Source organism: Staphylococcus sp. GDY8P57P, from assembly GCF_017892585.1.
GTDB lineage: Bacteria > Bacillota > Bacilli > Staphylococcales > Staphylococcaceae > Staphylococcus > Staphylococcus borealis.
Window position 1 is genome coordinate 1 of the sequence record NZ_JAESLK010000075.1, and the last position, 791, is coordinate 791.

Here is a 791-nt window from a genome sequence, read left to right on the forward strand (position 1 = left end):
ATTTTTATGCCATCTTTAAAATACATTATATAACTGTAACCATAATCTAAATCAGGTGGGAATAATTCCATATCTTCTGGTTTCTGTATAAACAATAATTCTCCAAATAAACTTAACCAACTTTCTTCATGTGTGAAATACTCAATATCTGATACGAAAAAAGCAAAATCATAATCTTGAAACTTATCTTTTTTTATATTTTCATTAGTTCTTGAACCCTCGAGAGCAATAATTTTTACATTGCTTCGTTGATAAGCAAATTCAGAAACTAAATTTAAAATTTCTTTTTCAGTCCTCATTGTTTTTTCACTCCCAAAATCTAAATTCACGCTATACGTTCATAAATTTTATGATCACTTACGTGTATAAAATTTAATTCACTTCCAAAATCTAAATTCACGCTGCCAAAATTCAATCTGCTTTTGCAATTGTTTTTCATTCTCTTTTAAAGTCAATTTCATTAAGTCCGTTAAATCAATTTCTGAAATACTTTTTAACATTTCTCTGTATTTATTTTTTGTACGTCTTTCTAATTTACCCCATGTACTTTCTTCATGAATTAGCATATAAATCATTGCTTGGTCTTTTACTTTTTCTAAACTAGACCAATCTGGTTTCAAAATATGTAAATCATTAAAACAATCGTTCCAATAATCAACCATATCTCTTTTTAATTCAATTTCTACACGCCATAAGTGTTCAGACATAACTTCAATGTCTGCATTATCCTTACGCTCTTGTTTCTTGTTATAAATTCTTATAAATCTATCACTGTCACGAACACCAAAATA

Annotated in this window: 2 protein-coding genes; both read right to left on the reverse strand. The window is 27.6% G+C overall.

From position 1 onward, the window contains the following. The coding region (locus KA878_RS13535) for an aminoglycoside 6-adenylyltransferase (protein ID WP_210142195.1) at positions 1 to 299 on the reverse strand (299 nt) is incomplete at its 3' end. Between the two features lie 78 nt (positions 300 to 377). After that, a partial coding sequence (locus KA878_RS13540; protein WP_210142197.1) for a replication initiation factor domain-containing protein occupies positions 378 to 791 on the reverse strand: 414 nt, incomplete at its 5' end.